Genomic DNA, 21809 nt, shown 5'->3' on the forward strand with positions numbered 1-21809 from the left:
AATCGAGGGATATTTACCCGTCAGCGAAAAGTAATACCCCTCTGGAGGCCACAGATGGCGGGGCCTCCAGAGCACTTTGTCGTTTTTGGACGGAAAATCCCTAGTACCCCATAGCGCTTATTCTTATAGGCCATTACTTCAGCTGGAATGGGTTGGCGCTCTAGCTCAGGGTGTGATAATCGTCTTAAGAGAGAGCGAAGCGGAGAGCTAAGGTCATTGCCGGAATCAATTCTTTCTTCATAGCGTTCTACAGCGTGATTACTTATAGCTACACGGCCTAAAGCAGCGAAATCAGTGGGTTCATAAGGCATCTGAAATAACTCACTATCCACAACTAGATCGTTAAACTCTAAGCCTGACTCATCACCTGTAGGTACATATTCATTTTTTCTTTTCACAGCATAGCTTAGCTCAGTTAATCTAACGCGCAGGAATCGGGCATAAGGTATGGCTTCTTTCTTAGCGGATCGTCCTAATGCTAATTTCTTTATAGCACCACTTGAGGAGTTGATCCGTATACCTTTACCATCAATCGTTCGTGCGCCAAAGACTTGGTTTATTACTAATAAGTAGCGAATTGCACATATTTCTGCAATCAATATGGATTCATTATAAATTTCAGGTAAGTTAACACATAAAACCCCTCTTTTTACTCCACCTGTAGACCATAAAACATTAATAGTTTTTGGGTCATTGGTAGTAACAGGCTTAGTATTTAATTCCATCATTTTTACACTCCTTATTTAAAACAAGACTTCATTTAAAATAATCGATTCAGCCTTTAATTGAGTAATTAACATGATACACTTCTTTTTATTTTTGCAAATACTGGTATTAAAAAGCCGACTAAACGAATAGTTGGCTTATAGAAATGGTTTAGCATAAAAAATGAGGGATTAACCCCGAAAAGGGAATTAATCCTTTCGGGGTTAAAATTAATTAACTAACATTCTGTACTGCCAATCCACTGCACACCTAAAAAAGCATTTGCCCCTTCAGCTATAATCTCTTGAAAAAGAGTTAAATCTAAAGAAACTAGCTTTTCATGCGTCCATGGACCGGAAGTAGGCAAAATGGTAGCGATTTCATTGTCATCTAAGTCACGAATAATCAACGCTTCATGATTAAAGCCTTGGATTATGCATGGTTCGAATGAGTTAAGCCTATCTGTTGCAAAGTACATGGTTTCACTCCTTATAAACGCTGTAGATCGTTTGAACGTTCTACTTTGCTATATCTATTGGCCTTATCAAAAAAACGCTTGATATGACTTGCGGAAGGAAAACCTAAAATACCTTGCTCAACGAGAACATCGTTCCAGTCTAAGCTTTTTTCTCCATTTGGAATGGGGTAAGCAGGTAGTAAAACTCCTACTTTTAACCCTTTTTCCTCAAGAGTGTTTTTTAGATAATTAGCTGCTAACTCACCAGTTAACGAATTATCTAAGTCAGCCCAAATTAAAACGGTATGAACGCCTTCTGGTATTTCAACAGACTTCATAAGCGTAGCGTTTACAGTAGACCATGTAGGTATACCTGTAGCCCTAAACGCAGATAAAGCTGTCTCTACACCTTCAGCAATACCTAAATAACCCTCTTTAGTAGGATCACCTAAGCGTATTGCACCACCGTTTACATCTAAGCCCTCTGGTATAGGCATCATTTTCTTTGCTTTAGCTACAAAAGGTTTTGTTTCCTCTGTACCTTCAGTCAAATAAATACGATGCAATGTAATAAGGTTGCCATCTACATCACGAATCGCAGCAATAATGGCAGAGAAATTCCCTTCCAGTTTGCGATCTTTGTTGTAGAAAGGTAGTGCTGGATGAAAACGAAAACAGTCACCTTCTATAAGCATTTTCTTCCTTACAGTGATTTGACGACTGTTTAGGTATGCCCATACTGGATAAGCGCGTTCTGAAGTTATCGGAAAACACTCATTCCAAAGCTGTTGATGCTTAGTAGAAAGTTGGGAGTTGTAAGCAGCCCTTCTTTTCTCGCTTTCAGCCATACGGTCTTGAACCTTTTTCACCCAATCTGGTGTTGTATCTATGCCTGATTTTTCTTGCTCATTGTGCTGTAAAACAGTCACTTCTGAGTTAAAAGAAATATCAGATACATCATCTTCGATAGGAGTAGACTCAACCACAATTAAGCTCTCAAATTCATCATTTGATGCTTGGCTATGATTGACTATTTCCCATTCATTTCTATGAGCAGAAATCTCTTGCTCACCTACTACACCTTGATCAGAAACAATTTCTTGCTTAATAGTTACGTGCTTTTTACCTAATGAAAGTAAGGTGATTTCATTCCCTTTCTTGGCCTTAGCAGCTTCTATGGCGCGTGATAAGTCTGCGCCCCAAATAACTTGCTTATAGCCAGTAGAATGTTGAATGACAACAAAGTAACTTTCTGATTTTGATGGGTCGTTTCTATATGGAGCTGAGCCAAAATCAACTAAAGTGCCACGTGCTTTTTCTTGAGTTTGACCAGGCGTAGGCTCATTAACTTGTGTACGCTGTACACTTTGCTTTTTGTAGGTTTTCTTGAATGTTGGTTTTGGTTGTACTTGTTCAGCACGCCCTTTTTTTGTTAAATGTTTAGGTGCATTTACAAAATCGCCAACCGCTAATAAGCAGTCTTGGAAAGACAACCCTTTTAGCCACATTAACAAGCCAAACCCATCTGGGCGTGGGCCGCAGGTATTACAAATCCCCCCACCTGTACGGTGAGCGTCTTTGAATAGCCTAAACCCATCCCCCTTACGCTTAGCTGTACCATGTACAGGACAAGATGCATGCCTTCCAGGAGCCTCTAAAGCTTTAGATAGTTCTGGTGCAAGTCCATACAAAACGGCCAGCCAATTATCACCTAAGATATGTTTTACTTCTTCTATTTTATAAAAATAAGACATCATATACTCCTAATAATAAATAAGACGTAATGACTGTGCTTATGCTTAGCATTACGTCAAAAGACAAGGTTTTAATGAATCCAGCGCGAGGCTATTTCATTGAGACAAACGTATTTTTCAATGTGTTTGTACCCAAGGTTAAAAGCTGCTTTGATTGCACTTTCAGGAGTGGAATACACTCCATGACCAAAAAAACCTTTTCGGTCAAATAAGGCGTAGCGATACGCATTACTTTTATCACTAGGTTCTTTAGTAATGATTGCCCACTGAGAACGGTCTGTATGAGCCAAGATAAGCCCTAGTAAGCCGTTTTCTTTTGTGTGGTTATGTATTTCTATCCATTGATCATAGCGACTAGATAAAGCGCGTTTAAGTGCATTATCTTGAAGGCTATTTAATATAGATAGCATTTTAGAAGATGGCTTAATTGCATGAGCCATCTGTTGAGTAGGGTACATTTTCATGATGTGCGCTCCAAAAATAAAAAAGAGGCACACCACCCTTGTAGGGCAATATGCCCCACAGGGATGAATAAACTGGGTAACGTCAGTTAAGACGCTAGGCCCAATTTAGGCTGAGTTTATAAGCGTAATCCTAAAAATAGGCTGCTTATCTGGGTAGGTTACTGATTGTTTTTATAGGCCAGCTACCTAATTAAAAACTACCAACTGGCAGTTAAGAAATTGTTTTCCAAACACCGTTTATATAAAAGACGACGTTGTAGAACACAGTATAAAAGCTGCATTTTTATTAGATTAGTTTAATTTTCTTTCTGAGAAGATGCCGCACCTCTTGGTAGTCCAATCCAAGAGCAGTACAGCACAACACAAAAGATAGCCCCTTATTATCATCACTGAATACCCAGTCCATAATTTCAGATCGGGAAACGGAGGAAGCCCTAGAACTATTCAGTATTTTCAAATTAGCATGTAAAAACTCCTGAATGAAAACGACTAATTCCGAGTCATGCCATTCTATTTGAGTAAACAAATCTAACTGTCGATTTAGCGGCTGCTTAACTTTCATGATTGTGACCCTCCTGTTAAGAGAAAGGGCCACTTGCCCCTATCGGGGGAAATGGCCCGATAGGGTTTTATAGATAGCCTTCTTCCGAAAAAGAAATGCTTTTTACACCTGCAATAAGTATGTGATCTAACAACTTAACATCTATTAGATCAAGTGAATCTTTAATGACTTTTGTGATGTGTATGTCTGCATGACTAGGCTTATCTGTACCACTAGGATGATTGTGAGAAATAAAAACAGCTGCTGCATTAAGACGCAGTGCCGTTTTAGCGATCTCCCTAGGATAAGCGATAGTGCTGCTAATCGTGCCATGAAACATTTCCCGATATTCAATTAAACGTAGCTGATTATCAAGAAATAGACACGCAAACACCTCATGTTCAAATCCACTTAACTTCGCGCTTAAAAAAGCCTTAACCATGTATGGCTGATTCAGTGTTTTACCCCTGTTGAGAACACGGTTAACCTGAACACGAGCTGCCAGTAAGACTTCTTTTGTTGGTGCTAGTTTATACTCACCTGCTTCATCTTTAACGTATAAAGCTTGGGTTTTTGAATTTAAATCATCGAAAGATAAAAGTTCGTTTTGTGTATTCATGACTGACTCCATCAATAAAAAAGGAGCCAGCCCTAACGGGTGACTCCCGCTAGGATGAATAAAGCTAATAGTAGTTAAAAGTAAAAATCAGGGTAAGGATTAATAGGATGTTCACTTTCTACTTTCTTCTGATTATGAGCATTTGCCTCAACTTCTGGCACATATTCAAATTCAGGTGAAAAAGCAGGGTGAAAACTCCGATTCCAAACAACTATATCGTTGTCTATATCTAAGTACCCATGTTGTTTTAAATCTGTGTCATAGCAATACAGCCAACGCCTACCGTTTACGGTAAAAGGTGTCTCAGTGCCATCACAGGCTGGAACAAGCATAATCGCCTCCTATCGCTACAAAACATTCAAGCTGACTCAGTTCCTCTATAGCAAAAACCAAGTTTTGCTGACGATGTGCTGATATCATGTTTTGTTTGTTAATGGCTTCTAAATAGAAAAATACCGCATCTATCCAGCACCAATAGGCTTTAGCTTGTATTCCACCAAAATGCGTAATAGTACCTGCATGGTAGCGAAACATAGAGGCAAGAGCTTCTAGGTTCGACTTATCATAAAGATAACTAAGCACTTCGTTTGTAGTATGGTCTAAACTTTTTTGAGCTATGTGCAGTATGTATTTTGTTGATTGCAAAATACGTTGCTCTAACTCAGAGTTATTTATTGGTTTTGGGTGGTTCATAATGACCTCTGTATAAAAAAGGGGCCATTACACCCAATTATGGGGATCATGGCCCCATAGGGTTTTTAAATTAAGCTGCGACTAACATATTTTCCATGAGAGAAAATAACGTTGATCTTAGTTCTGAAACTTTGTCGATATTGATGCTGTTTTTAAAGTAATTAAAAACAAGAGGTGAGCTGATGCCGATACCTATAAAATCAATACCGCTATTTTCACTAAGAGCAATAGCTTCTTTTGCTTCACTTGCGCTATTTGGTTCACCATCTGTTATCACAAGAATAATCTTACGTTCTTGTTTAACTTTGGTTAGTTGATAGGCTGAATACCATATACCTTCAGCCAATGGGGTTGTGCTGTGAGGTATGTAGTTAAAGCAACTTGCTCTTTGTCTCACCTTTTCACCGTGCTTAACAACGGAAGTAACTTTGTGGCTTCCACCGTTGAAGTAAGTAACCGCTACATTTAGCCCGTTAATTGACTCTAAGGCTAACGCAAGCGCAAGAGCAGACTCTTGAGCTACTTCAGCGCAGGTCTTTTGTTCGGTGCTAGAGGTTGCAGGGTTTCCCATAGAACCACTCATATCAACTAAAATATGAACGGCTGTATTTGGTCTTACTCGCTCACTAGGTGTTGTGAAAACTCGATAATTACCAGACACTACACGACTAATGCGTGCAGAATCTATGCGCTTACCTCTACGTTCAGTCCTTTTCGCAGTATGATTTTTAGCTTGTACTAAACCATATAGCTGTTGACGAATACGTGTTGATTCACTTGCTACATGATCCAGTAAAGCAGTGTTTTTAGGGTTAGGGTATGTACTCTTAGCTTCTGTTATTTGCATGTAAGACGATGAAGATAAAACCTCATTAAAACCTTGTAAGGTTTCTTTGAGCTTATCCCTAACATCCCCTTGCAGTTCATCTTTTGAAGCATTGAGAGCAGCTTTTATTGGGTTTTGACCTTGATCTTGGCTATCACCTTGATCTGAGCTGTCGCTTTGATCTTGGCTGTCACTTTCATTTTTAAGTAAAGCGATTATTTCTTTAGCTAAAGTAGCGACTTCAGCAGTAGATAAGGTTGTTTTAACGTTATCAAGAATAGATGTTATTTCATCTACTACATCTAACGAAATTACATATCCAATCGCTTTTTTAGCAGCATCTAAAAATGGTTTTAATACAGCTTGATCCATGTAGTGATACTGCAAATAATATAAACAATATCCAGCAATAACTTGTGCTGGGTGACTGTTTTTATCAAGCATTTCATAATGGCCTTGCTCAGCCATATATTCTGCTACGGCGTTTAAAGTGGAAAAAGCACCAGGGTATATTCGGCACATTTCACGCTCAATACGGGTATCTTCAAGAATATTGAGTAAATCCCCATAAAGATTGTCAGGGCGATTAATAAACTCAGTAAACCGCACATGAGCCGCTTCATGAGCTAAATAGCCCCAAATCACATCCATGTTTTTAAAACTATCGGAAACGTATGGAATGTTGATTTCTTTACCGTTGGTATATGCCATATTACCGCCGACATTTACCTTTACGCCAAACTTTTCCCCATACGCAGCCGCCACAATGGGCAGTGCGTTGTGGATGGTTTTTTGATGCTTTTTCATAAGATGCTCCAAAAAAGGAGGCATCTACCCCAATAGGGGTATGCCCCCTAATGGGTGATTAAAATGAATTAGAAAAACTTCCAGCTAGGAGTCTGATCAGCTTGATCGTCACCTGCAACTGAGACTAGTTCTTCTATTTCTGGTTGTAATAAGTCAGAAAAGAAATCATCAATATCTGGGAATTCATTCTGCTCATTATCATTTTGATCCTTGTCAGTTTGTGTAGGGCTAACTTTTTCAGTAGCCTCTACATCTATAACATCTAAGGGTTTTGACGAGGGTTCGGGATTATCTACATCCTTTAAGTCTGCTATTTCTAAAGACGTAAAAGAAGGTGGAGTACCATCCTCTGCTTGCTTGCTCTCTGTTTCAATACTGATAGTACCTGCTAGATACTGATCAACCTTTGATTCATCGGAGCAAATTAAAACAGCACCTATGACTTGCCATAAGTAGGGAGTTGTTAAATAACGCCCTTCTGCATGTTGATAACTTTCAACAGCAGCCTTAATTAAATCAGCAAGTGGCTGGATACGGTTACTTAAAAAGGCTAAGCCCTCTAGCTTCTCACTCCAACCCAGTAGGGTTGATCGAGTGCGGATATTTAGAGTGTCTTTGCCTAACAAGTTATTAAGATAAAAAGCTTTGGCCTCATTGATGATCTCAGCTATAAGATCGTCACCAAGGCCATTTATTTTTCGATTTATTCTTTCATCATCTTCCTCAAGAGGTGTGATTTTGAATATTTGGTAATCGAAACTGATACGCTTTTCAACTTCTTGGTTAGTTAATGAGCAGGCTCTAATTGCTTCTTCCATTTCTGGATTTTCTAAAGCCCATTGATCAATCGCTTGATCATACTCATTAAGAAAAACCTGTTTCTCTTCCTTAAATTCAGCTTCAATAGCATCAAGAAACTGAACTATTTGGTCAAGTTTGCTAATAGGTACAGCGTACCCATTCATAAACGGCATACCTACACGATGCAATATGCGCCGGTAAGATTGTCGTTGGGCGTGGAATACCTTCAGTCTGGAAGTATCAATGATTTTTTTACTACCAAGTTGGGCTACTCGCTCAGGTGGTAAAGAGCCACCAACGCCTAGTTTAATATCCTCTGGATTAAGTTTAGTTTGTCCACTCCAAATAGATAAATCCACTTGAACCACAGCTAAGGACTCTAATTGCTTAATTTTTTTAGACATAATACGCACCTTTAAAAATAAAAAAAGGGCGCATTATCTTTTCCCATACAGGACGAAGACATACGCCCTGTGAGGGTTATAAAAATAAATAAAATACTTGTTGTTTTAACAGGCAAGCTACCTGCTTTAAAAACTACCATTGGTAGTTAAAAACTTACTTTCCTTTATTCTCTGTGAAAAAACATAAAGGAAAGTAGGGGGCCTCCCCTACTATGTTTTCCTAGAAGAAAGACCAAGTGGCTTTTTCCTCTATAGTCTCCAAAGGCTTAATCGCCTCACTATCTGCTAAGTGACGAGGCATCACAGAATCCGATACTGTCACTCGACAACGTAAGGAGCTTTTACCTCTATATTGCTCTAAGAGATCAGGATCATAAATTTTCTGATCCTTTAGGTATTTCTCATAGTTGATACGACCAGATACAGCATATCGTGTCACCATGAGGCCACAATAATCAGCGTGAAGATAGTCACCCATTAAGGTATGCATTTCTTCAAGCAGTGGCTTTTTTTGACTCTCTAACTCTTTGAGTTGAGCTTTAAGTTCACTTGCTTTATCTTTAATGGCGCGATACTTCTCAGCTAAATAAATCCACTGATTTGCATCGTCCTCTTGAGGAATATACAAGTCTTTTTTCGGGTCTTTTTCAGGTTCTTTTTTATCCATCACAGCTTGATGAAACTCTTTTGCTTTGGATAACAGCTTACTAAGTAAGGGCTTATCAACAGAAATAGTAAATATTTTCAGTTCACCCTCAAAGTAAAACACGAGGTAGCCCTTTTGGGAGCCTGTGACTAACAGTTGATGTTGAACTTGTGCATAGTACATTTTGTACGCTGCACTTTGTTCGCCTTCTGTAGAAACTTCATCCCATGTTTTTTGACTTGGGCATTTGATTTCAACAGGACAGCCATCACTCGTAATACCATCTAAAGACGCTCTAAATATGTCGTCAACGCTAGATTCCGCACAGATCGGCATACATATATCATTAATATGCTTTTCAAACGCTTCTCGTGCTATTGGCTCAAGCTCAACGCCTTTTCTTACTAAAGGATTAAGGGAGAGATCAACTGGCTTCATATAGCCTGTTTTTTCAGCCCATAAGCGCCACACGGTTTTATACGGTGAAAGCTCTAAAAGAATAACAGCGTCCGTTGCCGTCACTCCTTTATTGCGCCATGCTAACCACTCGTCACCCTCTTGAGTAAGATTAATAATTTTCATGGTTTTGCTCCTTTGTGAAAAACAAAGGAATAACCCCTAGTAGGGGCTATTCCCTACTGGGGTTAATTAATAAAATCCGACACTCTCTCCAAAAGAAGCTTGTTCAATCTGTACATCAGGAACGATCATCTGTTCTGGCTGATTAGATTGAGCAGGTTGTTGTAGTTGTTCAGGTTGAACATCATGAGCGACCGCTTTTGAAGTTGGAGTTTGATTTTTATTTTGCTCAGCCTCTTTCAAGAGAGCGTTAAGTTTTTCTTGAGTCTCATTACAAAAATTATCCTCTACATAGTGATATGCAGGTTGCCAATTTTTGTATTGCTTTGATCTGCTTATGAGTTTGGCAAGAATATCAGATATTTCATCTTCGTTTAACGTTCTATTAGCTGAGTTTCTTTGAGACTTAGCTGCGGGCTGCTGTGTAGAAGATTGATGCGTGGAAGCATTTGTATCTACTACGTCAGCACTACCCATATCAACAATTCGTTTAGCCTCATCTTCGTCATAAATACCACCAAATGAGAAGGCGATTCTCGCGCATTGGATAAGTCCTTTGTGGCGTAGCATACGCTTAGGATGCGTTTGCCAAGGGCTTGCATACTTTGATAAACGGTATACTTCATCAAGGTATTCACGGATCGTTGTTGCAACTTTACGGTCTTTACGATGGATGGTTACATCTACCCATTCAGGGCAAGAAACGATCATCCCTTGTAGCTGGATCATATTTTCTGAATATGAAAACTCAACGCCGTCAAAATGAGGATGCTCATTCATGATGCGAGTCCAACCATCAACACTAACAACAGGTGTAACCCCGTTCATAGTGGGATAAGCGTAAATCTCTTTAGTAAATGGGTTTAAGTTGTATTGCTGAATGACTACCAATAGTGCAATCATCTGCTCCTTTGTGACTTCTGCATCATTTCGTTGTCTAAATGCAGTATTCATTAAGGTAGACAATACATCTTCTTTTTTAATACGGAATCTGTCTGAGAAACCGTCTAGTAACATTTTTTCGTTGTTCATGTAGCTTACTCCAAAAAAAAGAGAGCCACACCCCTAAGAGGGCAAGGCCCTCTATTGAGGTTAAAACAAATTAAAAGTCAGGGTTATTCATCCAACCATCTTGCTGCGGCACTTGCGGCTGCTGCTTTTGTGATTGCTGTTGCTGTCTTTGTCGCTGTTGCATTGGCTGTTGCTGCTGCGGCTGCGATTGAGACGAATTAGCTTGTTGAGAAGCGTCACCAGTGGCGTTTAATGGGATCAATTGATCCGCATGAACCTCTGTAACCCACTGCTCTACTCCTTGGTCATTCACCCATTTACGTTTTCGGCTTTTGCCTTCCACGTAAACACGAGAACCTTTTTTCAGGTCTTTTTTAGCTTTATCAGCTAAATAACCATTAACAATAATGGTATGCCAGTCAGTACGCTCTTGCCATTCACCAGTCTGATTTTTCCATGACTCAGAAGTGGCTACGCTAAAGCGTCCGAAAGGATTACCTTTACTGTTTTGACGGATTTCAGGGTCTTGACCGACAAAGCCTAAGATGGTGTGTTTATTTACTGTCATGATTTTCTCCAAACGGAAGCAAACCACGGCCCCCTTTGGGTTAGCAGTGAGCTTCCCACAAGGGTTAAAAGTAAAAGTTGATATTATGTATAGACTGAATATCAGTCCATTGAAATGGTTTTTCTACCAAATTCAATTTAATAGCCTTATCTATAAACTCGTCAAAATCAATATCTAAAGCCTCCACAGAGTCTTTTATCTCAAATAAATCTCTATGATGAGGTAACGCTCTTCCAGCACTGTTATACAAACGAAAAATACAATCTACATGATGCTCATAGTAGATTAAGCCTAATAATGCGTCTGCACATCCAGCATTGAAAAACCTTCCGAAACCCCAGAAGTTATGTTGCTCAACGCTATTGATACGTTTTGTACCGTGAGGAACAAAATCAATAGGATTTTTAGAGTTGATAAATTTTGAGGGTTCTAGTGGTATATCAAAAAAAGAGTGTATTGCTACTCTTGTTTCATTTACCTCTTCCTCATACGAGTCATAGCCTATTAATTCCCAAGAAATTTTGTACTCTTCCATGGCATTACGTCCATAGATCACCAAAAACATCTTTAGCAATTCGAGTAATAGCTTCTTTTTCCTCTGTTGAAGAACGGATTAATAAGGTTTGATTTAACGCCTCAGCCATTGGGTTAGGCGCTCCATTAAACATCAATGAAAGCTTAGCCCAACGAACAAGCGTTCGTGTTGACATAGTAAGACTAATTTGTGAGCCATGATCTTCGTTTCCCATGAATAATCTTCTGATTTCATTTGCAATCCGAACCATGCCTTCTTTAATTGCTTTAGGTAATGATGGCGCTACTTTGTCCAAGATAGACATTTCAGTCTCATCATCTGTATAGCCTACTTCCATAAATCTATAACGATCCATAGAAGCTAGGTTTTGCATTAAGACCCCTTGATAGAATCCTGTTGCATCCCCTGAACCTACTGAATTACCAGTAACAACTATTCTAAACATGTGGTGAGGTTGAACAATCTCACCTGCGTTTTGAGAAATTACTAGAGGACGGCCTTCTAAAATATCATTGAGTCCTGCCATTTCTGCTGGATCGGCAAGGTCAATTTCATTGATTAAAAGGATATGTCCATACTTCATGGCGGTCGCAAGCGGCCCATACATGAATTTCATGGTAGGTGTATCACCTGCACTTTCAGACACTAAGGTATGGAATCCAATTAAATCGGAAAGCTCCATACGTCCATGCGCGGTAATTTGCTGAACAGGCCAGTTAAGCCTAGCTGCAAATTCAGTGATAAGGGAAGTTTTTCCTGACCCGGTGGGGCCAGTGATAAATAGTCCATCCCCTTCTGGAAAAGGTAAAAACGCACTCAGGTAGCGGATTAAATCCTTTCTGAACACATACTTATCATCTTTATTGGGAATAAATGGATTGGTATCATCCGAGTAGCCTCTAATTTGAATTTTAGAAGGGATTTCTTGGATGTTAGTTATTTCAGCGAGTGAAAAGTTTTGAATGGTCATAATACGCACCTTTTTGGATATAAAAAAAGGGCGCACTTATCACCATATAGGGCGAGTAAGATACGCCCTATGAGGGTAGATTAAAGCATAAGACTAAGAGAGAAACTTACCAAGCCGCACATAAGTAGGTTCGTCATATTTGCTCCATTCTTCAGGAGTCGTTGGCATAACAAAACCTTCTTCACCGACTTCTGGAACATAGTCAGAAGATGAAGTTGTCTCGATAACACTTTCTTCTATAGTATTAGCTACAGATTTTTGCACTACAAAAGGTTCTTCACCTCTTGAGTGTTGGGTAGACGTGTTTTCAATTACAAATTGAACACTATCTCGATTGGTTTTTACTGAATTACGATCACGGTTTACTGTGTGATCATTTTTCAAGTAAAGATATTTAATATAGTAAGCACCTGCTAAGAGCAGATTGTAGGCAACTTTTAGCAGTAAGAAGCCGACTACTATTACTATAATATCTAGTAAATTAAACATCGTAAGACTCCAAAAAATAGAGGCTTACGAATTTACCCATTCAGGGGTTCGTAAACCCCTTGGGTGTAAAATAAAATACTTGTTATTTTTGGATGCAAGCTACATCGCTTTAAAGTCATAAAAATGACTAATGAAATTTAAATGTAGCAAAAAGAAGAGAAAATGGCAATCAGGCTATATGTTTTTGAATTTAAAGGAGGTTGTTTAAACCTTACTCTTCAATATTGATGAAACTTTAATCAATATGCTACTTTTCCCTCTTCTAGCTCATGCTCTGGCTTCATTTCACAGGCTTCCAGACCAGCGTATTTATATTTTCAGTTGTAATATGTGATGCTACTAATTTCAGGCTGGCTGCAAACATCACTGATCTCCATGCCCGCATCCGCTGCTTTTAATACAGCAATAATTTTCGACTTTGCAAATCATGTTTTTTCATAATTATTTCCTACGCAAAATATCTAAGAAAACACTAATTATGACTGTCTCAGTTTAGGGGAAATGGAAAAGTTAATAAAAACACCGGTCAAAAGCATGAGCAACAAGGGCTAATCTATTATGGAACGCCACAGTAAAGTAAATCTAATATCTATGATTTTTATATAATCCAAAACTGGACTAAAACTTAGTAAGATTATATGCTTACATCTTTTAAGCTCATAGAGTCATACGTTAAATTATACTATTGACTCCTAAGAAAAGGTTGATAATGCTTCAAATAAAAAATCAAAATTCCACGCTAAATGGTGAGTTGATAGATGTTTTCAATCAGGAGACTATGTATTATTTAGTATCTAGCATTATCGATGAAAATCTTGATGTAATACATGGAAATGTTTTTTTAGATTTCTCCCAACTAACTAATATCAGTGCGGGTGGTATATGCGCATTATCAAATGTTATTGAACTCATCCAAAGATCAGGTGCAAATATTGAAATCCAAAACACGGAAAAATCTCCATGCTTTAAAAAGCTAAAAGATTTTGGATTTATAAGCAACTATGTCAACTTTGAAGAGCCTGCTGAAAAGAACCTCTGGCATAACCCTTTGCATAAACTCACTACTGAACAGACTTTCTCATACCTTGAATACAACTTTATCCCTTGGCTATCATCTGGTTTTAACTGTGATGTCATTCAATTAGATTATATAAAAGCTAGCCTTACAGAAATTTTTAACAATGTTTTTGATCACTCTGCCGTTGATGTATTTAGTTTATGCGCATATAACAATCTTACTAAGGGTGAACTTAAAATATGCGTTTCTGATTTTGGAGTTGGTATTCCAACTAAGATCAAAACAGCATTTCCAAATCTCACAGATAAGAGTGATATGCTGGCAATTGCAAAAGCTCTAGAAGACGGATTTACATCTCAAACCACACCAAGAAACAGAGGTGCTGGATTACATTTACTGTGCAAATGGATTGTTGAGTTACATCATGGCGTCATTAATATTCACTCAAATCATGGTATATATAGAGTGAGCAAGAATGATCGTGGGCAGCGAGTTACACGGGGTGAACACTCCCAGTGTATTTATCCTGGAACCATGATCGTAATAGATTTGAAAAAGGAAATGTTTTTAGGAAAAAAATCACCCTTAAGAGAAGAGGAGTTCGAATGGTAATTAAAGTATACAACCTAACGCCAGAATGCCAAACAAATGCAGATGGCCTTAAAGTGTTTCAAGTAATTGCACCCATGCTAAAAAAAGGGGAGCTTGTAGAGCTATCTTTTGAGAATATTCGTAGCATTCCATCCTCTTTTGTTAACACAGCATTTATCGATTTACTTGAAATTATTTCTTTTGATCAAATAAGGAAACAATTGAAGTTTTTGAATACTACCCCACAAATAAATGATGTAATTAAAACTCGATTTGCAACTGAGCTGACTAGACAGAAGCAATGAAAATAGAACTCATATAAAATCCATATTTTAAATACCAAAAGCCCCTAAGAGGTTGGCTATTTATCCAATCTCTTAGGGGCTTTTGGTAGGAACAGCGTTAAACTGCATATCACACTTAGTTTACCAAGGTTGCTGTAATCGCATTCTTTCTTGCTGCTTATAAATAAAGGAGCTAGCTTGAGCTAAATGATTATTTTTTGCCATAGATTTTTGTAACTGATCATAAAAAACATTGCTTTGAGCCTCTTTTTTAGAGGCGCTCTCCTGCTTTTCTAACGCTTCTTTGAGTTCTTTTATACTTAAAGTTAACATTTCTTAATCCTAACATTTATTAAAAAGATTTTTCTGAATAAGAGTCCTGATTTTGCTCGCTTTTATTAGATCTATCGCTTTGATCTTGATGTTTCCGATTTTTCTCGCCCTCATTAGAACCATCGCCTTGAACTTCGCTGCCATCTTCAGATAAGAAAAAGTCAATTAAGTTTAACACTATAGGACTGGAGCGATCCATTGAAATACCCAACATTCTTGTAGTTAAGTTTTGTAACGGTATTATTTCTGGTTGTGGCGCGCTCACATTTTCAAATAACTCTTTTGCCTCTGATCTATCAATAACAAAACCGTGGGTAGGGTAGCTATGAATTAGTTTGTTCAATGCCTGATCTTTAAGTGATTTTGTTTTGCTGTTTAGGCGCATACCATATTCATTGGCAATCTGTAAAGCTGCATTCATCTCCCCTAGCCTGAGAGGATCGATTTGAGCGTAAATCGGATTGTATAACCCTTTAACTAAGTCTCCAGCAATTTCAGCGGCAATTTTTGTGCTAACTCCTCCCATACGATTTATATCAAAAAGATATTTTTTAAAAGAGTTAAGCGCCTCACTTTGCAAGTATGTAATGCCTCTTAATATGTCTAAGCCTGAGTTTCTTTGAAAAATTTCATCTTGTTTATGAATTTGAACGTCCAGAGGCCCCAATTCTCCAGCATCAAAAACTATCAATTTACTGGCTCCTATACAAACTAACGTTCCAGCGCTTTTGCAGACAGAAGGGATTGCAATATGAAAGTTTTCATGACCATAATGATGGATGATGGCTCTCGCTATTCTGTAACCCGCATTGGGGTCTCCACCATAAGTAGCTAAAAACAAGATGATTTTTTTATGCTTATCATTCTTTTCAATTTCATTTAAAATTCGGCAAAGCTCATCATAGCCTTCCCTATCAATAGGGCCAGCATAGAGCAAAACATCATAGCCATCTTTCTTTAATTTAGAGATAGAGGGGATCATAGTGTCTTTCACGTTAACTCCTTATTGCTGTATTATTAAGTAGTGGAATACCTCTAATAGCTGCATTGGTCTTCTCGTTTTTATAAGGCCATAATCCTGCTACCGATTTTTTAGATACAAGATCCAAACCCTAAGTCAACTACGGTACCATTAACTTTGGTTTCATTAAAATTAGGGGCGTTGGAAGGATATTCTGTTTCATTAAACCACTACAGTTTCGCCTTTCCGCAAAAGGAGCACTCCACCTCCACCTCTCCTCTCTACGTAAGTTCAGTCCCTATACAACGATCATCTGACCCAACATACTCTACTTCACGATTCTCCCATAAAACATCAAATGCCTCGTTACACCCTTTACAGTCAATGGAACTTTTATTAGATGTCATTACCATTACTCTTTCCTTTTAAGACTCTATCATATTACGTAACGAAATAATTCAAAGCAAGGTTAACGCCAACGTCACTAGTCAGTATAGCGACTGACGGTGCTACGAAAGGACTGAGGAAAATAACCAAGAGCCTACGTGTAAAAGTCGCCAGTATGGCAACAAAAAACGCCTTTAAGACGCTTTAGTTCGTTTAATCCATTAGACAGTACTCTATCTAAGCCTCTATGGATACGGCGCATTAAGTTTCATTCTCGATTACAAATTAAAATATCATAAAAGTAACTATTGTTTTTTTAAGTAGTAGGTGTATCAGGTAATTCAATTAATTGCTTGTAGAAGTCATCAGCCATCATAGCTAATATCTTGGCCTTCGAGTTACCATCTAAGACCTTCTCTTCTTCGTAGAGCGCCTTTACTTTTAGCAATATTTTCTCAAGGTCTTGTACCGTATCTGGAGCCGGTAAGTCAGCTATCTCACAGAAGGTTTCAACTGTTCTCCATTCTTTTGGAGTTAATTGAATTTGGTTTCCCGAACGCTGCATGGTTCTACTCTCATATCGTTAAGCTTAAATGTCTCTATAGAGCATATCTAATGTGCTCAAGACACATCATGTTATAGCAGACCTAGAAATCACATATACCTTACAAAATTACTTGATTCCGGAAAACGCTCTTCTAGCTTTCACTTCATCCGCGACGCAAGGTAACCCTATCAGCCGATGATAAAAATCTTCTGCCATCACAGCTAAAAGTTTTGCTTCAGGGTTATCGTCAAACTTATTCTCTTGCTCGTAATAAGCTTTTGCATCTAACAAAACTTTCTCAAGTTCTTGCACAGTAGTTGGCGCTGGCAAGTGAGCCCCATCACAAAACAAATCAACGGTTCTTTTCTCTTCTTCGGTTAATCGAATTTGGTCGCCAACTCGCAGCATGATTTATTTCCTATGTGGGTTAAGTAACCTATTCTGTCTGAAACTTATTATTACACATAAGGCCCATTTTTTTGGTTGAGCCTCTTTTATTTTAATTATTCGTACGTGGGTAAGGTATTTTGAGTGTCAGCCTAGTTGTCGCCTAACTATTTTAGAAGATAACCATGGCCCCTTACTCACAAGAAGGTAAGAAAAGTAGCTTAGATTTTTTGTCTGCTGATTATGGTAAGGAAGAAAAGGCTGTCTATCTACTTCAGCGATATTCTTCCAAATAGCACCAGTAGCTAAAGACACGTGAAGTACACTAACAGCCAAACCAAGACAAAATATTCCTACTGTAGTAGGATTTAGAGTCTTATCCATTAATTAACATCATTTATTCCTACTGCGGTAGGATTTAATTATTTCGGTACTACAATGAAAAAACATGTTCTTACAGCTAACCATCTAGGCCATGCCGTACGTGCAGCACGTAAAAGTCATGGCATCCGTCTCGATGACTTAGCCAAGGTGCTAGGTGTCAGCAAGCAAACCACATCAAATGTAGAGCTGGGAAAACCTACTGTGCAAGTCGGGACCGTCCTACGCCACCTACAAGGAATGGGCATCCATGTTTATTTAGATATTCCAGATACAGCTAAGCAAGAATTTGAAAAGTTATTGGCTTCAAAAGAAGATGATGCCAATAAGTAATAATCACTCTCTATATAGAGGACGTATTACCCGTTGATTTTCTCGGTTGGCCAAAGCCAAGGTAATTTTATTATTATTTGTACATAAAAACTTCAAAGGCATTTTCCATGTAAAATTCTCATTAAGTATGGCCCAAAAATCTATGGCAACCTCTGTTCGTAAACGACTTAAATAGGCCACTCCACATAGCTGTAGTTGCTGCCACTTATTTTATTCTGACATAACAATCATGTTCTCATCACTTAAAGAGAGGTTTGTATGACAGACGTAAAAACTACTATCAATGGCAAAACACCGCCTGTAAAAGCTAAGAAAAAAGCAACAAAAACATCGAAAACGGCAAAAGCTATAAAAATATCAAAGGCTTCAAAAATCTCAAAGGTCGTAAATAATACTAAGAATGTGCAAAATGGACGTAATAGACCACCTGTTTCTCAACCAACGATAACTAGAAAAGTAATTATTAATACGGCCTCAGTCCAAAATCTTATGGACAGGTTTAGTCGGCTTGAAACGGCACTTTTTGTACTTGATGTGCCTTTATTATTTTCAAAAAATATTAGTACAGTCGAAAAATATCAAATTGCTACCGATAAAGCCTATGAAAACCTTAAAAACGAACTGAAATTAGCCTTAGAGAGTGCGAAGCAACTAGCTGAAAATAACAGTATTAGTCAAAGTGTGGTTTACGAAGATGCTAAAGAGTACACCTTGACTATACGCACACCTAGGGCCATGGCTTTTCTTAATTTGATTTTATTATTTGATAAGTTGATCGTATGTGTAGATAACCTTTGGATGAATGATGCAAACTTGGTAGGCGGCAATAGAAACCGTATGGAGCATCATCAACTATGGGAGAAAAGACTTTCTCGATTCTTCAGAGAAATTATTCACTCCCAGATTCAGTTGTATAGAAATCGTAATCAGATTAATGAAAGTATAGAAAAATCTAACGTTAAAAAAAATATGTTGGAGGCTATTCCAAATGATCATGACGTTAGTAGCGAGGTTAGCCCCGAAGCATTGAAGCCCAAACAAAGCCAAGAAAGTGAACACGCTACCGCTTAAATCTTGATAATATTTTTATTCAATATAACCCCCATTTTTGGGGGTTTCTTGCTTAAAGACCATTAGTTGATACTATAGCTAAAAAGTAATAAATGATCTTATAACTGTTTATGAGGAGTCGAGAAAACACTAGACCATCCTATCTGAGTTTTCTTGAAAAAATGATGAAAAAAATAATTGCTATTTCAATAGCCACATTAGCTTTGCTTGCAGGTTGTTCAACTGTAACCACCAATATTGATCCAAAAACAAACAGCGAAGCTTTGCAAGTTGCGAGGGCTGCAACGATGTGGGAATTAAGGGATCAAGCGATACCGCAAACAGAATTTGACCGACTAGCAGACAGCACAGCCTATAACGCAGCATGGGCTACCACCATGTACTTTAATCCCGCTATGGGCTTTTCTTCTGGGTCTAGCTTGGCGTTAGGACTTACGGGTTTACTTCTAAGTAATAAGCCAAAAGATAGCTTTAGCCATGTTCTAGCATGGATGCCAAAAGAGTTAGCAGAAAACTCAAAAGAAGCACAAGAAAAAATGGATGAAATCTTGCTAGATGCTTTAATAAAAACCGTTGCAGATTTAGGCCACAAAGATTATATCACTGAGAAACTTAGATCAAGAGGGCGAAATATTACGGTTATATCTATAGATGATGAACGCTTAAACTGTGCGATAGAAAAAGGTTTTTTATGTGGGTTAGCGAATCGTCTTAATGATCCAGAATTAAGAATAGCCCCCCATGTTTTAAAAAAATATAGTGATCAGCCTGTATATTTCTTTCCTTTGAAGGAAACCAGTTCCATTGTATTTCTTGATAGAAATGCAGACCTTCAAAAACTAGATCAGCTAAAAATTGTCACCACTTACAGTAAGCATTTGCCTGATTGGGTTTACCTCTATATCGCTCCAAAGACTATTCATAACGCAAACGGAGAGCCGCTTGAATATCCATTCATTTTGCACCAAGGCAAAACCCTCCTATTCGTAAAGCCAGAAGAGGTTAACTAATCATTAATTGGCTTTACTATGTCATAGAGTTTTTTTATACGCAATAAGCTAACAATCGGTTCTTTTCCCCGTGGAGTCACTACTGTTTGAAAGTATGTGACTCTTTTTTTGGGTGAGTGTTTTTCAATACGCCAAAAATAACCTTTTTCAAAATACTCTTCAGTCGGACGATAATGTGTCATCAAGATGTTGCGCGAGATAGCCCGTCATTTATGGCGGGGAGGGATAGCGCGTTGGCGTAAGCCAACCTTGCTCTCGCTTCTCCGTAGTTAATTGCTATCCGATCTAAGTGAATATCCGTAGCCATCGCTACGTTGAATAAGGGTGCAGTATCGATGGCTGATGCCTTGAACTAAACCCTCTGCTGTTTGAATGTTAAAGCTACCTGAAGCCCTAACAGCAACGCGACCCTTGTACGTTCCTATCTTCTTGCCTTTAGTGACTAGAGCTTTCACCATGTCGCCGGTCTGAAAGCCATGAATTCGTTTTTGCCGTGTTAAATAGCCTCGCGGGAAGCCAAAACGATTAAGGCGTGTGCGTTGATAACTACCGCGCCCAGTGGCCTTAATCTCTAACGTCGGCTTTTGCCACTGCTCTACGTTATCCACTTGGCCGACACATACAGCATCTAGGGCATGCGTTTTTGGAATGCCTAGCTTTGAGCGATTACATTTCGTTAAGCCGCCAGAGCCGAAGCGTACAGATAACCTTGTTGCTTTGAGTGCGTTAAAAAGCGCCCATCGCGTGGCGTTAACCGCAGCGGCGTCTCGCAAGGGGCGCTTCGCCTGAGCTTGAATCGTAGCGAGGCGTTTGGGGTCTTTGACTAGGAACTGCGTAACAGCTTGTGCGGCCTTCTTTAAATTACACGGCGCACACGCGAGCGTTAAGTTACTGACACGATTCGAGCCGCCACACGCTTTGGGGTGTATATGGTCGATTTGCAGCGGCACATTTGACGCATCGCAGTAAGCGCATTGTCGTCGCCACTTTTCCAATAAATACTCCCGTACCTCATAGCCCGCTAATTCGCCTTGCTGGTATTCCACGCCCGCTATCTCTGGGTTTTCAAGCTGCTGCATATCAAAACGAACCAGCTCTTGTGCAAGGTGCGTAATTGGTGCCACGTTTCGTAGTCGCGCAACCCACGATAACGTAGTATCAATTCGATGCTGCAAACTCGGCGCTAACCACCCTTTGCCTTTGTTTTTTCGGTTAAGGAATCGAGGCGCACGGTAACGTAAGTTGGCACTACGGCGACGACGACGCATTTGGCTTCTCGCTGTTAAGGCGTTACTGATTTGAAACCCGCGATGTATCAACTCGAACAGATTTAATACATGCGCTGTAGTTATTATCTCGCCCGTTTCCGCATTAACGGTATCGCTATTGCGAACCAGCGCTAGCCCTGACGTTTTACTGCCAGGGTCAATCTTAAGCTCTATCGGTTGTAACTCACTTTGTGCCTCCTCCCTATCAATCAAGCGAATCGTAAAGGGGATCAATCGATGCACCCTTGCTCGCCCTCGCGCTAATAGAAGTCGTGCTCGCTTCTCGGAGCACGGCATCAACGGCGTTTGACGTCTATCTACTACAAAAACAGCCATGGCTATTTTCTCCTAATAGTTGCCCTTACGGGC

The 21809-nt window shown here is 39.0% G+C and carries 25 protein-coding genes; 5 read left to right on the plus strand and 20 right to left on the minus strand.

Features of this window, described 5'->3' with window-relative positions; translation table 11 throughout:
• Positions 1-20: 20 nt before the first annotated feature.
• The 15 genes from AC2UZJ_RS11070 to AC2UZJ_RS11140 all read right to left on the minus strand — a co-directional run bounded on the left by AC2UZJ_RS11070 (position 21) and on the right by AC2UZJ_RS11140 (position 12869).
• Entirely contained in the window at positions 21-728 is a 708-nt protein-coding gene (locus AC2UZJ_RS11070; protein WP_486950217.1) for a hypothetical protein, read from the minus strand.
• Positions 729-943: 215 nt separating this feature from the next.
• A complete protein-coding gene (locus AC2UZJ_RS11075; RefSeq protein WP_486950218.1) occupies positions 944-1183 on the minus strand; it encodes a hypothetical protein in 240 nt (79 codons plus the stop codon).
• A gap of 11 nt (positions 1184-1194) precedes the next feature.
• Positions 1195-2919, minus strand: coding sequence for a DUF7146 domain-containing protein (locus AC2UZJ_RS11080; RefSeq protein ID WP_486950219.1), 1725 nt, complete (start codon positions 2917-2919; stop codon positions 1195-1197).
• Between the two features lie 68 nt (positions 2920-2987).
• Positions 2988-3380, minus strand: coding sequence for a hypothetical protein (locus AC2UZJ_RS11085; protein WP_486950220.1), 393 nt, complete (start codon positions 3378-3380; stop codon positions 2988-2990).
• Between the two features lie 629 nt (positions 3381-4009).
• On the minus strand, positions 4010-4540 hold the full coding sequence (radC, locus tag AC2UZJ_RS11090) for a RadC family protein (RefSeq protein WP_486950221.1): 531 nt from the start codon (positions 4538-4540) through the stop codon (positions 4010-4012).
• Between the two features lie 74 nt (positions 4541-4614).
• A complete protein-coding gene (locus tag AC2UZJ_RS11095; protein WP_486950222.1) occupies positions 4615-4872 on the minus strand; it encodes a hypothetical protein in 258 nt (85 codons plus the stop codon).
• Complete coding sequence (locus AC2UZJ_RS11100) at positions 4853-5233, minus strand: hypothetical protein (protein ID WP_486950223.1); 381 nt, start codon at positions 5231-5233, stop codon at positions 4853-4855. Before AC2UZJ_RS11100 ends, AC2UZJ_RS11095 begins: the two co-directional genes overlap by 20 nt.
• 70 nt (positions 5234-5303) lie before the next feature.
• Complete coding sequence (locus AC2UZJ_RS11105; protein ID WP_486950224.1) at positions 5304-6866, minus strand: VWA domain-containing protein; 1563 nt, start codon at positions 6864-6866, stop codon at positions 5304-5306.
• Positions 6867-6934: 68 nt separating this feature from the next.
• Positions 6935-8071, minus strand: coding sequence for a DUF3150 domain-containing protein (locus AC2UZJ_RS11110; RefSeq protein WP_486950225.1), 1137 nt, complete (start codon positions 8069-8071; stop codon positions 6935-6937).
• A 220-nt stretch (positions 8072-8291) separates the two neighbouring features.
• Positions 8292-9299 carry a YqaJ viral recombinase family nuclease gene (locus AC2UZJ_RS11115; RefSeq protein ID WP_486950226.1) on the minus strand — a complete coding sequence of 336 codons (1008 nt, stop codon included), beginning with the start codon at positions 9297-9299 and terminating at the stop codon, positions 8292-8294.
• Positions 9300-9365: 66 nt separating this feature from the next.
• The gene (bet, locus tag AC2UZJ_RS11120) at positions 9366-10328 is read right to left on the minus strand and encodes a phage recombination protein Bet (RefSeq protein ID WP_486950227.1); all 963 of its coding nucleotides are present in this window, start codon (positions 10326-10328) and stop codon (positions 9366-9368) included.
• Between the two features lie 70 nt (positions 10329-10398).
• Entirely contained in the window at positions 10399-10875 is a 477-nt protein-coding gene (locus tag AC2UZJ_RS11125) for a single-stranded DNA-binding protein (protein ID WP_486950228.1), read from the minus strand.
• Positions 10876-10939: 64 nt separating this feature from the next.
• Positions 10940-11410: a hypothetical protein gene (locus tag AC2UZJ_RS11130; protein WP_486950229.1), complete on the minus strand. Its 471-nt coding sequence runs from the start codon at positions 11408-11410 to the stop codon at positions 10940-10942.
• 4 nt (positions 11411-11414) lie between these two features.
• Entirely contained in the window at positions 11415-12380 is a 966-nt protein-coding gene (locus tag AC2UZJ_RS11135) for an AAA family ATPase (RefSeq protein WP_486950230.1), read from the minus strand.
• A 93-nt stretch (positions 12381-12473) separates the two neighbouring features.
• Positions 12474-12869 (minus strand): hypothetical protein, encoded by a 396-nt coding sequence (locus AC2UZJ_RS11140; RefSeq protein WP_486950231.1) that lies wholly within the window; start codon positions 12867-12869, stop codon positions 12474-12476.
• Positions 12870-13578: 709 nt separating this feature from the next.
• Between AC2UZJ_RS11140 and AC2UZJ_RS11145 the strand changes: the two genes are divergently transcribed.
• Complete coding sequence (locus AC2UZJ_RS11145; protein WP_486950232.1) at positions 13579-14499, plus strand: ATP-binding protein; 921 nt, start codon at positions 13579-13581, stop codon at positions 14497-14499.
• Positions 14493-14783 carry an STAS-like domain-containing protein gene (locus AC2UZJ_RS11150; protein WP_486950233.1) on the plus strand — a complete coding sequence of 97 codons (291 nt, stop codon included), beginning with the start codon at positions 14493-14495 and terminating at the stop codon, positions 14781-14783. The genes AC2UZJ_RS11145 and AC2UZJ_RS11150 overlap by 7 nt, the downstream gene beginning before the upstream one ends.
• 120 nt (positions 14784-14903) lie before the next feature.
• Here the strand turns inward: AC2UZJ_RS11150 and AC2UZJ_RS11155 are convergent, their stop codons facing one another.
• The 4 genes from AC2UZJ_RS11155 to AC2UZJ_RS11170 all read right to left on the minus strand — a co-directional run bounded on the left by AC2UZJ_RS11155 (position 14904) and on the right by AC2UZJ_RS11170 (position 17398).
• A complete protein-coding gene (locus AC2UZJ_RS11155; RefSeq protein WP_486950234.1) occupies positions 14904-15095 on the minus strand; it encodes a hypothetical protein in 192 nt (63 codons plus the stop codon).
• Positions 15096-15114: 19 nt separating this feature from the next.
• Positions 15115-16089, minus strand: coding sequence for an SDH family Clp fold serine proteinase (locus AC2UZJ_RS11160; RefSeq protein WP_486950235.1), 975 nt, complete (start codon positions 16087-16089; stop codon positions 15115-15117).
• Between the two features lie 670 nt (positions 16090-16759).
• The gene (locus tag AC2UZJ_RS11165) at positions 16760-17008 is read right to left on the minus strand and encodes a hypothetical protein (protein WP_486950236.1); all 249 of its coding nucleotides are present in this window, start codon (positions 17006-17008) and stop codon (positions 16760-16762) included.
• Positions 17009-17116: 108 nt separating this feature from the next.
• The gene (locus tag AC2UZJ_RS11170) at positions 17117-17398 is read right to left on the minus strand and encodes a hypothetical protein (RefSeq protein WP_486950237.1); all 282 of its coding nucleotides are present in this window, start codon (positions 17396-17398) and stop codon (positions 17117-17119) included.
• A 417-nt stretch (positions 17399-17815) separates the two neighbouring features.
• Here AC2UZJ_RS11170 and AC2UZJ_RS11175 point away from each other — a divergent pair, with 417 nt between their 5' ends.
• From AC2UZJ_RS11175 to AC2UZJ_RS11185, 3 genes are all read left to right on the plus strand, one after another.
• Positions 17816-18091: a helix-turn-helix domain-containing protein gene (locus AC2UZJ_RS11175; RefSeq protein WP_486950238.1), complete on the plus strand. Its 276-nt coding sequence runs from the start codon at positions 17816-17818 to the stop codon at positions 18089-18091.
• 258 nt (positions 18092-18349) lie between these two features.
• A complete protein-coding gene (locus tag AC2UZJ_RS11180) occupies positions 18350-19162 on the plus strand; it encodes a hypothetical protein (RefSeq protein ID WP_486950239.1) in 813 nt (270 codons plus the stop codon).
• Positions 19163-19323: 161 nt separating this feature from the next.
• Positions 19324-20172, plus strand: a complete 849-nt coding sequence (locus AC2UZJ_RS11185; RefSeq protein WP_486950240.1) for a hypothetical protein — start codon at positions 19324-19326, stop codon at positions 20170-20172.
• 269 nt (positions 20173-20441) lie between these two features.
• Here AC2UZJ_RS11185 and iscB read toward each other — a convergent pair whose 3' ends face one another.
• Positions 20442-21776, minus strand: coding sequence for an RNA-guided endonuclease IscB (gene iscB / locus AC2UZJ_RS11190; protein ID WP_486950241.1), 1335 nt, complete (start codon positions 21774-21776; stop codon positions 20442-20444).
• Between the last annotated feature and the right edge of the window lie 33 nt (positions 21777-21809).

The organism is Paenalcaligenes sp. DL 309 (genome assembly GCF_057475285.1).